At 72.2% G+C, this 12,800-nt stretch carries 10 protein-coding genes; 5 read left to right on the forward strand and 5 right to left on the reverse strand.

All coding sequences use genetic code 11. The features are described 5' to 3' along the window. Positions 1 to 5: 5 nt before the first annotated feature. Complete coding sequence (locus tag ACWIF2_RS10405; RefSeq protein WP_454359732.1) at positions 6 to 1,445, reverse strand: pyridoxal phosphate-dependent decarboxylase family protein; 1,440 nt, start codon at positions 1,443 to 1,445, stop codon at positions 6 to 8. Positions 1,446 to 1,612: 167 nt separating this feature from the next. On the opposite strand from ACWIF2_RS10405, the gene ACWIF2_RS10410 reads away from it, so the two are divergent. The 3 genes from ACWIF2_RS10410 to ACWIF2_RS10420 all read left to right on the forward strand — a co-directional run bounded on the left by ACWIF2_RS10410 (position 1,613) and on the right by ACWIF2_RS10420 (position 5,627). Then, a complete protein-coding gene (locus ACWIF2_RS10410) occupies positions 1,613 to 2,101 on the forward strand; it encodes an Lrp/AsnC family transcriptional regulator (RefSeq protein ID WP_454359733.1) in 489 nt (162 codons plus the stop codon). Between the two features lie 106 nt (positions 2,102 to 2,207). Further along, positions 2,208 to 2,411, forward strand: coding sequence for a hypothetical protein (locus ACWIF2_RS10415; protein ID WP_454359734.1), 204 nt, complete (start codon positions 2,208 to 2,210; stop codon positions 2,409 to 2,411). Positions 2,412 to 2,492: 81 nt separating this feature from the next. Beyond that, entirely contained in the window at positions 2,493 to 5,627 is a 3,135-nt protein-coding gene (locus ACWIF2_RS10420; RefSeq protein ID WP_454359735.1) for an ATP-binding protein, read from the forward strand. Here the strand turns inward: ACWIF2_RS10420 and ACWIF2_RS10425 are convergent. Together ACWIF2_RS10425 and ACWIF2_RS10430 are read right to left on the reverse strand one after the other, a co-directional pair. After that, the gene (locus ACWIF2_RS10425) at positions 5,608 to 6,399 is read right to left on the reverse strand and encodes an ABC transporter permease (protein ID WP_454359736.1); all 792 of its coding nucleotides are present in this window, start codon (positions 6,397 to 6,399) and stop codon (positions 5,608 to 5,610) included. The genes ACWIF2_RS10420 and ACWIF2_RS10425 overlap by 20 nt on opposite strands. Further along, positions 6,396 to 7,376 (reverse strand): ATP-binding cassette domain-containing protein, encoded by a 981-nt coding sequence (locus ACWIF2_RS10430; protein ID WP_454359737.1) that lies wholly within the window; start codon positions 7,374 to 7,376, stop codon positions 6,396 to 6,398. The genes ACWIF2_RS10425 and ACWIF2_RS10430 overlap by 4 nt, the downstream gene beginning before the upstream one ends. 175 nt (positions 7,377 to 7,551) lie before the next feature. On the opposite strand from ACWIF2_RS10430, the gene ACWIF2_RS10435 reads away from it, so the two are divergent. Continuing rightward, the gene (locus ACWIF2_RS10435; RefSeq protein WP_454359758.1) at positions 7,552 to 8,298 is read left to right on the forward strand and encodes a TSUP family transporter; all 747 of its coding nucleotides are present in this window, start codon (positions 7,552 to 7,554) and stop codon (positions 8,296 to 8,298) included. Between the two features lie 255 nt (positions 8,299 to 8,553). Beyond that, positions 8,554 to 10,443, forward strand: a complete 1,890-nt coding sequence (locus ACWIF2_RS10440; protein ID WP_454359738.1) for an ATP-binding cassette domain-containing protein — start codon at positions 8,554 to 8,556, stop codon at positions 10,441 to 10,443. Positions 10,444 to 10,462: 19 nt separating this feature from the next. Here ACWIF2_RS10440 and ACWIF2_RS10445 read toward each other — a convergent pair whose 3' ends face one another. Beyond that, entirely contained in the window at positions 10,463 to 11,680 is a 1,218-nt protein-coding gene (locus tag ACWIF2_RS10445; protein ID WP_454359739.1) for an MFS transporter, read from the reverse strand. 37 nt (positions 11,681 to 11,717) lie between these two features. Further along, positions 11,718 to 12,680 (reverse strand): LLM class flavin-dependent oxidoreductase, encoded by a 963-nt coding sequence (locus tag ACWIF2_RS10450; RefSeq protein WP_454359740.1) that lies wholly within the window; start codon positions 12,678 to 12,680, stop codon positions 11,718 to 11,720. Positions 12,681 to 12,800 lie beyond the last annotated feature (120 nt).

Genomic DNA, 12,800 nt, shown 5'->3' on the forward strand with positions numbered 1-12,800 from the left:
GTCGGCTACGCGGCGGGGATGTTCCCGGCTTCGGCAGTGATGATCTTCAGGGCCTCGGTGATGCGGTCGTGGTGGGTGCGGTGGGAGACCACGCAGACGCGCAGGGTGTAGCGGCCGTCGACCACCGTGCTGGAGAGCACGATGCGCCGGTGGCCGTTGATCCGCTCCAACAGACGGCGGCTCGCCTCGTCCGCCCGCTCGGCGGCGGCCGGTCCGGCGTCGGCGGGGCGGACTCGGAAGATCACGGTGGACAGGTCCGGGCGCTGCGGGACCTCCAGCCGCGCGACGCCGGACAGCGTGTCGTGGACGTGTTCGGCCAGGTCGAGCTTCTCGTCCAGAGCCTCGCGGAAGGCGTCCACCCCGTGCAGGTGCAGGGGGAGCCAGGCCCGCAGACCGCGGATCTCGTGGGTCAGCTCGGGCCCGAGGTGACCGGAGTCCGGCACGCTCCCCGCCGCCCCCATGTCCTGCAGGTAGCTCCCGGTGCCGTCGTGCGCGGCGTGCAGGGCGGCGAGGTCGCGGACGACCAGGGCGCCGGTGCCGAACGGCATGAACAGGGTCTTGTGCGGGTCCAGGGTGACCGAGTCGGCCTCCTCGATCCCGGCGAGGCGTTCCGCGCCGCGTGCGGTGAGCCGGAAGAAACCTCCGTAGGCCGCGTCGATGTGGAACCACACGTCTTCGCGGTGGGCCAGGTCGGCCAGCTGAGGCAACGGGTCGATCGTGCCGGTGTCGGTGGTGCCGGCGGTGGCCACCAACAGGAAGGGCCGCAGGCCGGCGTCCCGGTCGGCGCGGATCATCGCGGCGGCGGCCTCCGCGTCCATCCGCAGGTCCGGAGTGTGCGGCACGGTACGTATGTGAGCCGCGCGGATGCCGGCGAGGCGGGCGGCCTTGGCGACGGAGTGGTGGGCGAAGGCGGTGGTGTAGACGGTGCCGTCTGCGAGTTCCTCGCCGAGCCTGTCGTGGCGGGCGGCGATCGTCGCGGAGAACGTGGCCATCGAGCCACCGCTCGTCAGCAGGCCGCCGCTGCCCTCCGGGAGGCCGCACACGTCGCGGGCCATCCAGCGGATCACGCTCTCCTCGAGCGCGGCGAGGGCCGGAGCCACCGACGCCAGGCCGCCGTAGCGGTTGGCGGCGCGGTTGTAGAACTCGGCGAGCGCGGCCGAATACAGGCCGCTGCCCGGGATGTAGGCCAGATGGCCGGGCCCGGCCGTCTCCAGAGCGCAGTCGGCGGCCTCGTCCAGGCGCGCGAGCAGGGCCTTCAGATCGCCGCCCCGGTCGGGCGGCGGTGCCAGGAAGGACTCCACGAGTTCGGCCTCGGCCTGTGGGGACAGGGGGCTGGTCGCGGGGCGGGCCCCGAGATTTTGAGTGCGGTCGACGACACGGTCCAGGACGAGACGACCCATTTCGGTCATCGCGGCGCGGTCGGGTTCCAGGGGGAAGTGGCGCATGAGGCAATCCGAACGATGTGAGAGGGCAGGCAATGCGTGGGTCCGGTGGCCGGCCGGAGCATGCGCTCAGGATGCGCCACCAAGCGCGGCATAGGATGGCGTACTCAGCACCCAACCGGATCTGGAGCGCAGGATTGTTCGTCGATCCGCGCGTTACGCTGCATTTCATGCCACGCCCTTTGTACGACCGCATCGACCGGTCGATCCTCGACCACCTGCAGCGCCACGGACGCACCCCCAACGTCGACCTCGCCGACGCCGTACGACTGTCGCCCTCGTCCTGTCTGCGGCGCACCAAGGCTCTGGAGGAAGACGGAGTCCTGGCCGGCTACCGGGCAGATCTGGACCGCGAGCGCCTCGGCCTCGGGCTGACGGTGTTCCTCTCCCTCAAGGTCGAGCACTCTCGCACCACCTCCCAGGTGGTCGAAGAGGCCCTCAAGGCGATCGAGCACGTGGTCGCCTGCCACGTGGTCTCCGGCGATGCCGACTTCCTCGTCGAACTCGCCGTGCCGGACCTGCGCACCTTCGAGAGAGTGCTCACCGACCAGATCCTGGCCATCGGTCCTGTCCGCGACGCCCGTAGCACCTTCTGCATCCGCACCGTCATCGACCGCGGTCCGCTACCCCTCACCTCCTGGCCTGCCCCACGCCCATGAGGACCCGGGCCGGCGTCACCGCCTGACGCAGCATGGTAGCCGCGGTTCGCGGGCCCTGAGGTCGAGACGGCTGTAACGCCACCGTGCCGCGAGATCGCCCGCCGGCATGAACAACACGGCCTTCGGCCCGGGGATGCGGAAGAACAGCCGCAAAGACGTCGCGCGCCAGGGCTTGCTGGCGATGATGGACGGCCGCGCCCAGGTCGTCGGAGGCGACCTCGCGACCCGGCGCACGGCCATCGAGTACCGCTTCCTGCCCGAGACCCTCAAGGCCGCGCGCCACGCCCGCATGGCCGCTCCGCGCACCTGAGCGCGCGACAGCCCTCCGCGCGGCGGGAGTCCGGCCCCGCGCGGGGAGTTCCGGTGGCCGGACCACGGCTAATCTGCACGGGTGACCACCGACCTGACCCTGCTGCCGCGTGTCGCCTACCGCGGACAGGAGGTCACCGCGCCCCGGCTCCGGGGCCTCCTCGCGCTGCTCGCGGGCGACTTGCGCACCGGCTGCAGCACCGACCGGCTCGTGGCGGGGCTGTGGCCGGACGAGCTGCCGGAACGGCCCGGCAAGGCCCTGCAGGTCCTCGTGTCCAGGGCGCGGGCGCAGCTGGGCGCCGACGTCATCGCCGGCACTCCGACGGGATACCGGCTCACCCTCGCCGAGGACCAGGTCGACAGCGCCGCCCTGCTGCGGCACGCCGCCACCGGCGCGGACCGGGCCAGGGCCGGGGACCACGCCGGATCGCTGGCGGCCGCCGAGGCGGGACTCGCGCTGTGGGAAGGCACCCCTGACGGGGGCGACGACACCGCCGACCCCATAGCCGCGCTGCGCACCGAGCGCGCCCCCGTCCGCGGCGCGCTCGTCCGGGCGAGAGCCCTCGCGCTCGCCCGCCTCGGACGCCACGCGGAGGCGGCCGGACCGCTGGCCGTGGCCGCCGCGGAGCATCCCCGCGACGAGGAAGTGCTCGCCGAACTCCTGCGCGCCGAGGCCGCGACGGCCGGCCCGTCCGCCGCGCTCACGCGCTACGAGGCCTACCGCCGCGAGCTGCGCGACGAGCTCGGCACGGATCCCGGCGCCGGGCTCAAGGCCGTACAGCGGGAGCTGCTGCGCGGCGAGCCACCCGCGGTCAGACACGGCGTGCCGCACGAGCCGAACCCGCTCCTCGGCAGGGACGAGGACATCGCGGCGGTGGAACGGCTGCTGCGCGCCTCCCGGGCCGTCACCGTCGCCGGCCCCGGCGGCCTCGGCAAGACCCGGCTCGCGCACGCCGTCAGCCGCCGGGCCGAGCAGCGCGTGGTGTACTTCGTGCCGCTCGCCGGCGTCACCGCGGACGCGGACGTGACCGCGGAGGTGACCTCCGCGCTCGGTGCGGGCGAAGGGCGGCCCGGCGCCGCCATGAGCGGTCACGACCCCGTGTCCGGCATCCTCGGCGTGCTCGGCCCCGGGCCCGCGCTGCTGGTGCTGGACAACTGCGAGCAGATCATCCGTGGCGCCGCCGGCCTGGTACAGGCACTGGTCTCGGCCTCGAAGGACCTGCGGGTGCTCGCCACCAGCCGGGCCCCGCTCGGCCTCACGTCGGAGGCGGTGTACGCGCTGCCGGAACTCGGCCTCGACACCGCCGTCGAGCTGTTCACCCAGCGGGCCCGGGCCGCCCGGCCCGGCGTGCGGCTGCCACCGGACGCCGTGGCCGAACTCTGCCGCCACCTCGACGGGTTGCCGCTCGCCGTGGAACTGGCGGCGGCGCGGGTACGGGTGCTGTCGGTGCCGGAGATCGCCCGCCGCCTCGGCGACCGGTTCGCGCTGCTGCGCGGCGGGGCGCGGGACGCGCCGGAACGTCACCGCACCCTGCACGCGGTCGTGGACTGGAGCTGGAACCTCCTCGACGAGCAGGCCAGGGCGGCGCTGCGCCTGCTGTCCGTCTTCCCCGGTGGCTTCACCGGTGAGACGGCCGAGCATGTGCTGGGCGACGACGCGCTGTTCCTGCTGGAGCAGCTGGCCGACCAGTCGCTGCTCACCGTCGCCGACACCCCGGCCGGTCTGCGGTTCCGGATGCTGGAGACCGTACGGGAGTTCAGCGCGGCCCGGCGCACGGAGGCGGGCGAGGACGAGGAGGCCGTCAGCCGGTTCCTCGCCTGGGCGCGGGACTTCGGGGTCGCGCACCACGACTGGTTCTTCGGCTCGGGGCCACTGTCCGCCTGGGAGCCGATCAGGGCCGAGCAGGACAACCTCGTGCCGGCCCTGCGGCACGCCCTGGCCCGTACGGACGGCCCCGCCATCGCCGCCCTCACCGCGGTCCTCACCGCCCTGTGGTCCACCGGGTCCAACTTCACCCGCCTCACCACCCTCGCCGCGGACACCGGTCCGCCCCTGTCGCACTACCACCCCGAGCCCGAGTACGTCGAAGTCGCCCGCTCCGCCGCGGTGTTGTCCACGGCGACCCTGTTCATGGGCTACGGCCCGCACGTCGTACGCCAGCTCGTCACCCTCCGGCGGCTGCCCCCGGCCCCGCCGGACACCCTGGTGCGCGCCATCGCGATCGTGCTGGGCGCGGTCCCCGAGATGCGGCCTCCCGACTACGAGGTGCTGCAGAAGCTCTGTGACAGCGAGCAGCCGCTGCTCGCCGGCATCGCCGAGTGCGTCGCCACCTACGTCTGGGAGTACGAGCACGACATCGACCGCGCGCACGCCTCGGCTCGGCGGATCATCGCCGCACTCGCGCCGGTCGACAATCCGTTCCTGCAGGTCATGGGTCACGCCCGGCTGGGCGAGCTGTGCCTGAGGACGGAGCAGGGCGAGGCCGCCTACGAACATCTCAAGGCGGCGCTGGAGGCGCTGCCGCGGCTCGGTGACGAGCGCGACTCCATCGGCATACGCAGTGGCCTCGTCCTGGCCTGCCTGCACCGCGGCGACCCCGACGAGGCCGAGTACTGGCTGCGGCAGGCGGAGGGCCACAACACCCCGCAGCAGGACGACTTCCACAGCCCCGGCCTCGGCGGGCGCGCCGAGATCGCCCTCGCACGCGGGCTGACGGAGGTCGGACTCGGCCTGTGGCGCAGCGCCGTGGAGGGGATGACCGAGGCCGGTCCGGTGGACGGCGGTGACCCCTTCTACGACCGGTGGGTGCTGCAGATCCAATCGGCGGCGGTGACGGCGCACGCGCACCACGGCCGTATCGAGCTGGTCGCGGACGTGGTCGACCGGCTGCGGCAGGAGCTGCGGACCATGCTCGACGGTCCGGCAGGCTCGCCCGTGGAGTTTCAGTACGGGACGGCGCTGCACGCCCTCGGCATGGCCGGGCTCGCGACCGGCGACTCCTCGGCCGTAGGGATGATCGCGCTGGCCGAACGGCTGCGGGTGCTGCGCGACTATCAGCCGACGATGTCGGCGGCCCGGGCCCGGACGGCGGCCGAGAAAGCCGACAGGGCGGCCTACGCCGACGCGGTGTCGGAGTACGCCGCCCTGGAGCGGAGCGAGTTGCGGGATGCCGCCCGCGCCGTCATGGCGGTTGCCGCTACTTCGGGTCGCGGTTGAACTGTGCCGTGGACCAGCGGTAGCCGAGCGCGCTCAGGCCGACGCACCAGGCGACCGCGATCCAGCCGTTGTTGCCGATCTCGGTACCGAGGAGCAGACCGCGCAGGGTTTCGATGGCGGGGGTGAAGGGCTGGTACTCGGCGATCGGCTGGAACCAGCCCGGCATGGTGTCGGCCGGGATGAAGGCGCTGGAGATGAGCGGGAGCAGGATCAGCGGCATGGCCATGTTGCTGGCCGCCTCGGGGTTCGGACTGGCCATCCCCATGCCGACCGCGATCCAGGTGAGGGCGAGGGAGAACAGGGCGAGCAGGCCCACCGCCGCGATCCATTCCAGGAGCGTGGCGTCCGTGGAGCGGAACCCGATGGCCACGGCGACGGCACCGACGAGGACCAGGCTGGCCATCACCTGCAGCACGCTGCCGAGGACATGCCCGATGAGCAGGGATCCCCGGTAGATCGCCATCGTCCGGAAGCGGGCGATGAGGCCCTCGGTCATGTCCATGGAGACGGCGATGGCGGCCCCGATCACGGTGCTGCCGATGGTCATCATCAGCAGGCCCGGGACGATGTAGGCGATGTAGTCGGAGCGGTCGGCGCCGCTTCCGCCGATGCCCGCGCTCATCACGTCGCCGAAGATGTAGACGAAGAGCAGCAGCAGCATGATCGGCGTGAGCAGCAGGTTCAGCGTCATCGACGGATAGCGGCGGGCGTGCAGCAGGTTGCGGCGCAGCATCGTGGACGAGTCGCGGACGGCGAGGGAGAGGGCGCTCATCGGACGTTCTCCTTGGACTGGCTGGGCTGACTGGGGACGGTGGCGGGGCCGGTCAGGGCGAAGAACACGTCGTCGAGGTCGGGGGTGTGCACGGTCAGCTCGTCCGCCTCGACGCCGGCGGTGTCGAGCCAGTCGAGGATGGAGCGCAGCTCGCGCTGGCTGCCGTCGCTCGGAATCTGCAGCGCCAGTGCCTCGTCGTCGCGGGTGACCTCGCGCAGCGCGGAGGCGGCCGACCGGTAGACGTCCGGGTCGGTGAAACGCAGCCGCACATGCCCGCCGGGGATGAGCCGCTTCAGCTCCTCGGCGCTCCCCTCGGCGGCGATCCTGCCGTCGTGCAACACCGCGATGCGGTCGGCGAGTTCGTCGGCCTCCTCCAGGTACTGGGTGGTGAGAAAGACGGTCGCTCCGTCGGACACCAGCTCGCGGATGATGCCCCACATGTTGTGACGGGAGCGGGGGTCGAGGCCGGTGGTGGGCTCGTCGAGGAAGATGATGCGCGGGTTCCCGACCAGGGTCATGGCGAGGTCGAGGCGCCGCTTCATACCGCCGGAGTAGGTGGAGGCGGGCTTCTTCGCGGCGTCGGTGAGGTCGAAGCGTCCCAGCAGTTCGGCGGCCACCCGCCGCCCCTCCTGCCTGGGCAGGTGGTGCAGGTCCGCCATGAGGAGCATGTTCTCCTCGCCGGTGATCAGCCCGTCGACGGCGGAGAACTGCCCGGTGACACCGATCGAGGCCCGCACGGCCTGCGGGTCGGCGGCCAGTTCGTGTCCGCCCACCCGCAGTTCACCGGCGTCGGCGGTGACGAGGGTGGAGAGGATCTTGACGGCGGTGGTCTTGCCGGCGCCGTTCGGACCGAGCAGGGAGAAGACCGTGCCGGCCGGCACCGCCAGGTCGATGCCGTCGAGGACCGTCTTGTCCCCGTAGGCCTTGCGCAGCCCCTTGGCCGCGATGGCGAGAGAGTGCGATGTCGTTGTCGTCATGCGGCGGAGCTTGCGGCAGGGCGCATTCAGCGCGGTTTCACGATGGTTTCAAGGCCCTGGAACCGGGCGGCGGAGAGGCCGCGATCTAGGCTGTCGCCGGTAAGGCGAGCGGGTACAGACAGCGCGGGGGCAGTGGGTGGAGTGGGAACTGGGGGCGGCCGGCCTCGCGGTCGGGATGCTCATAGCCGTGGTGACCGCGCCAGTCGGGGTCTCCGGCGCGGTGTTCCTGCTCCCGGTGCAGCTCAGCGTCTTCGCCGTGCCCAACCCGGCTGTCACGCCCACGAACCTGCTCTACAACGTGGTGGCGGGACCCGGCGCCCTGCTGCGCTATCGGCGCGACGGCGCCCTGGCGGGACCGCTCGTCCGCCGCCTGGTGCTGGGCACCCTGCCCGGTGTCGTCCTGGGAGCGGTCATCCGCGTGTTCGCCCTTCCGGGGCCGGGTGTCTTCCGCCTCCTGGTCGCCGCGCTGATGCTGCCGCTCGGCGGCTGGCTCATCGCCCGGACCCTGCGCCCCGCACCCCCGGAGATCCGGCGCCCCGAGTCCGCGCCCCGGACGGTTACCCGCCTGGCACTGGCGGTCGGCGTGGTGGGCGGTGTCTACGGCATCGGCGGCGGCTCGATCCTCGGCCCCGTCCTGGTCGGGCGCGGCGTCCCCGTCTCCAAGGTCGCCCCGGCCGCGCTCGCCTCCACCTTCGCCACCTCCGTGGTCGGCGCCGCCACCTACGCCCTGCTGGCCCTGGCCCACAGCGGCAGCATCGCCCCCGACTGGTTCCTCGGCCTGTCCTGCGGCCTCGGGGGTCTCATCGGCGGTTACCTCGGAGCCCGCCTCCAGCCGCACTTGCCCGAGCCCCTCCTCCGCCTCGTCCTCGGCATCCTGGCGACGGCGCTCGGCGCCCTGTACGCGGTCAGCGCGCTTCGCTGATCCGCGCACGGGAGCCCGGAGACACGCGGCGGGAGTCCTTCAACCTCATCCGTCACTCACGTTTCGGACATCGGTGTTTCGGACAACTCCTGCCGCCCGACGGCGGCTTCAACGCGGCGTTCCCGCGTCCGAGCCCTTGCCGTGTCCGGGGCCGCACGCGTCCGGAATCGCTCGTGTTCGATTCCCGCGCCGGGTCGTTAGGCCGTGCACCGCCGAGCCACCCAGGCGCGGCATCGACCCTGAGGAGGGATGCAGGTGACTGTGACTGACACCTCGACCGACAACGCGAAGACGCCGCCCCCTCCACCGCCGGCCACCATCAGCTTCGAGGGGAAGTTCGGCAAGAACCCGCTGGCGGACGCCGGTTTCGGCGCGATGTGCCGCCGGCTGCCCTCCGTGCTCGTGCACACCGCCCGGATGGCCTGGGCCGTCGACAGGCCCGGCGTCGTGCTGCTCCTCGCCTGCCAGTTGCTCACCGGTACCGCGGCCGCCGTCGTCCTGGCCTTCACCGCACAGGCGATGACCCACATCCTCGGCGTCGGCACCGTGTCCGAACGCCTGCACGCGGCGCTGCCCGCCCTGATCGTCGTGACGGCGGCCGCCGCCGTCGGCCGCGTCAGCAGCGCCCTGTCCGCGTACGCCGACGGAAGGATCACCCCGCTGCTGATGACCGAGGCGGACATCGCGCTCGTGACCGCCGTGTGCCGCGTGGAGTCGAGCGCCTACGGCGAGGACGGGTTCGCCGACCGGCAGGAGGCCGCCGAGATCGGCGTCACCCGCACCCGGCTGATGGTCCAGGACGCACAGCGCTTCATGTCCGCCCTGATCCGGATGATCGCCGCGAGCGGCGTGGTCACGACCCTGCACCCGCTGCTGCTTCCCCTGCTCCTGCTGGCCGTCCTCCCGGCCGGCGCGGGTGCAGTCCTGTCCGCACGCGTCGACTACGAGACCCACTACCTCAACCTCGGCGACCGCAACGTGCGCTCCATGATGCGCTGGTGGGCCACCTACTCCCGCTTCGGCGACGAGGTCCGCGCCAACGGCATGACCGGCTATCTCACCTACTGGTACCGCGCCCTGTCCGACCGGATCGACCGGCGCACCCTGACCGCCGCGCCGCGCATGCTGCACATCTCCCTGGGCGCCGGCGCCCTGGGCGGGACCTTCCTGCTGTGCACCTGGTCCGCCCTCGCCTGGCTGGCAGCCTCCGACCGTATCGCCCTGCCCGTCGCGGCCACCGCCGTGATCGCCGTCCAGACCACACTGGCCGCCCTCTCCCAGTTCGTCATCCACGGCGCCGCTCTCTTCCACACCTCGCTCTACCTCGCCGACATGCGCTCCTTCCTCGACATGGCACAGGAACGCGCCCCCAGGCGCGGGGAGTCGGCCATCCCGGAACGCGTGGACCGGATCCGCCTCGACGAGGTCGTGTTCAAGTACCCGGGCAAGGAGGAACCCGCCGTCGCGGGAGTGTCGCTCACGCTGCGCCGCGGCGAGATCCTGGCCGTCGTCGGTGAGAACGGCTCGGGCAAGTCGACCCTGACGAAACTCATCACCGGCATGCTGCTCGCCGACAAGGGCCGCGTGCTGTGGGACGACGTCGACCTCGCCGAGGCCGATCCCGACGCCGTGTGGAACCGCACCGCGCTCGTCCCCCAGAACTTCGCCTGCTGGCCCCTGCGCGCCCGCGAGAACATCACCCTGGGCCAGCCGCGGACGCACGACGACGGACCGGTGTGGGATGTCGTCGACGCCGTCGGTATGCGCGAGGCGATCGAGAAACTGCCCGGGCGACTCGACACCCTTCTCGCCAAAGAGCTGTGGGGCGGTGCCGAGTTGTCCGGCGGGCAGTGGCAGCGCCTCGCGTGCGGCCGTGTGCTCTACCGGCAGACCCCGCTGCTGATCCTGGACGAACCGACCTCGCAGATGGACGCCCGCGGCGAGCACGCCATCTTCCTGGAGATCAAGCGCGTCGCCGCCGAGCGCATGACGATCGTCGTCACCCACCAACTCGAGAACACCAGGCTCGCCGACCGCATCCTCGTCATGGACCAGGGCCGGGTCATCGAACAGGGCACGTACGAGGAACTGGCGAGCGCCGGAGGACTCTTCGCGGAACTCGTCGCCCTGTCCCAGGACCGGTGAGGCCCTCCGCCTTCACGCCTCACGGCCGGACGGCAGGCTCGGTGGCCGATGAGGCCGTGGCGGGGCGCCTGCCGACGGCGGGAGCGAGGACGATCGCCACGGCGGTGAAGGCGAGGACGATGATCATGGCGACGCGCAGCCCGTAGTGCTCGCCGAGGAAACCGAGGCACGGGGGCCCGACGAGGAACGCGACGTAGCCGATCATCGCCACAAGGCTGACGCGCGCGGCCGAGTCGGGTCCCGAGTCCCCGGCCGCCGAGAGGGTGACCGGGAAACCGAGTGAGGCCCCCAGGCCCCAGAGGAGCACGGCGGCCCCCGCCAGGACGGCCGAGTCGGCGAAGACGACGACGGCGATACCCAGAGTCGCGCAGACGGCGCTGGCCCGGACGACGGGGGCGCGGCCGAGCCGGTCGATGAGGAGTCCGCCGGCGAAACGGCCGACGGTCATGGCGGCGGCGAAGCCCGTGTAGACGGCTGACCCCAGGGCGGGATCCATGCCGTGGCCGTCGACCATGAGCAGGGGCAGCCAGTCGTTGGCGGAACCCTCGGCCAGCGCCATGGCCAGGATGACACCGCCGATCAGCAGCAGCCGAGGGTCCTTCCAGACCCGAGCCTCGGCCGGCGCGGTGCCGGCGTCAGGCCGCGAGCCGCCGTCGTCCCGGGTCTTGCCGACCGCGTGGGGAATGGCACGGAAGGCATGGGCGAACATGACCGCCGTGACGGCGGCCATGCCGGTCAGGTGCCACTGCACCGGCCAGGAGACAGCGGTGCACAGAATGCCGAACGCGGCCCCCACGACCGTGCCCAGGCTGAAGAACCCGTGGAGCGTGGGCAGTACCGTCCGCCCCGTGATCCGCTCGACGTCGGCGCCGTCGATGTTGATCGCCACCTCCCCACCGCCCATTCCGGCCCCGAAGAGGAACAGCCCGGTGGTGGTCGCGGGCGCGGAGGACAGCATCGTCCCGCCGCCTATGACCGCCATGCTCAGAATGACCAGCAGCGTCGCGACACCCATGACGGGCCGGGTGCCGAACCTGGCCACGAGGGCTCCGGAACTGAGAATGCCGATCATCGAGCCGACCGACAGCCCGAACAGCACGATGCCCATCTGCGCCGTCGAGACGTCGAGTTGGTCCCGGATGTCGGGCGTCCGGGTCACCCACGAGGAGATGGAGAGCCCGGGTATGAGGAAGAAGAGGAACAGCGCCGCTCGGCGGCGGCGGGTGGCCAGGTCCATCAGGAAAGGTGCTCTTTCACGCGTGCCGGAGGACTGCTCACAGGATCGCCGCGAGCGCATCCAGTGACACCAGGTAGTCGTCGCCCACCGGGGTGAGGACGGCGCTGGTGACGCCCGCGTCGAACAACTCCCTCACCCTGGACCGGGCCTGCGCCGGCGTACCGGCCACGGCGAGTTGCGACACCCAGTCGTCCGGCAGGGCGCGGGCGAAGTCCTGGGGGCTGTCGCAGCGGGAGCGCAGGGCGACGAGTTCGTCGTGGAAGGGGAGCGGGGCGATGTGGGGCCGCCAGTCCGCTTCTCCCACCACTTCGAGGGCGGGGCGAACCGCTGTCAGGGCGACGGCCGGGTCCTCGTCGACCGCCGCGATGTTGTAGGCGACCAGGCGGTGCGGGCGGGTCGGGGCGATGTGCTCGAGGGCCTCGCGAACGTAGGCGGGGGTGACCGGCTCCGCGAGGAGGGTGCCGTCGGCCACGTCACCGGAGACGGCCAGGGACTTGGGGCCGCGCACGCCGGCCAGGACGGCGGGGGCGGTGACCGGTGTCGCGGTCTCGTGCAGCTGCGCCCCGTCGACGCGGACGTACTGCCCGTCGTGATGCACGGCCCCGCCGCTCAGTACCGACTTCAGGACGGTGATGTACTCGCTCAGGAGCGTGAGGGGGCTCTTGGGCCACGCCCCGACGCTGCGCATCCACGAGGGCATGCCGTGGCCGACGGCGATGTCCACGCGATCGGGATGCAGTTGGACGAGACTCGCGATCTCCATCGCGGCGAAGGCGACATTGCGGGCGGCGGCCGGCAGCAGCCCGACGCCGACGCGGATCCGCGTCGTGGCGGCGAGGACGGTGGCCGCCTGCACCAGCCCGCCCCGGTAGCCGAGGTCCTCCACCACCCACAGCTCGTCGAAGCCGTGCTCCTCCGCCCGCCGGGCGAAGGTGATGATGTCCCGCGCCGGTATGTCACGGGGCAAGAGGGCGCCGATCGCGCCGTCCCGATTCGTCATGGTGATCTCATCCTCCGCGGGTTCACGTCGTCATCGTCCAGCGGCCGACCAGGGACATGCCGGGAGTCCGATCGTAGTCATTGGTGGATACACCGGGTGCGCGGACGGATCGCTTTCCAC

It is taken from the genome of Streptomyces sp. NPDC055506, assembly GCF_053643595.1.

Excerpts from the sequence above, each read along its gene's own strand:
- ACWIF2_RS10405 (WP_454359732.1), bottom strand. The coding sequence starts at position 1,445 with ATGCGCCACTTCCCCCTGGAACCCGACCGCGCCGCGATGACCGAAATG.
- ACWIF2_RS10410 (WP_454359733.1), top strand. The coding sequence starts at position 1,613 with ATGCCACGCCCTTTGTACGACCGCATCGACCGGTCGATCCTCGACCAC.
- ACWIF2_RS10415 (WP_454359734.1), top strand. The coding sequence starts at position 2,208 with ATGAACAACACGGCCTTCGGCCCGGGGATGCGGAAGAACAGCCGCAAA.
- ACWIF2_RS10425 (WP_454359736.1), bottom strand. The coding sequence starts at position 6,399 with ATGAGCGCCCTCTCCCTCGCCGTCCGCGACTCGTCCACGATGCTGCGC.
- ACWIF2_RS10430 (WP_454359737.1), bottom strand. The coding sequence starts at position 7,376 with ATGACGACAACGACATCGCACTCTCTCGCCATCGCGGCCAAGGGGCTG.
- ACWIF2_RS10435 (WP_454359758.1), top strand. The coding sequence starts at position 7,552 with ATGCTCATAGCCGTGGTGACCGCGCCAGTCGGGGTCTCCGGCGCGGTG.
- ACWIF2_RS10445 (WP_454359739.1), bottom strand. The coding sequence starts at position 11,680 with ATGGACCTGGCCACCCGCCGCCGCCGAGCGGCGCTGTTCCTCTTCTTC.
- ACWIF2_RS10450 (WP_454359740.1), bottom strand. The coding sequence starts at position 12,680 with ATGACGAATCGGGACGGCGCGATCGGCGCCCTCTTGCCCCGTGACATA.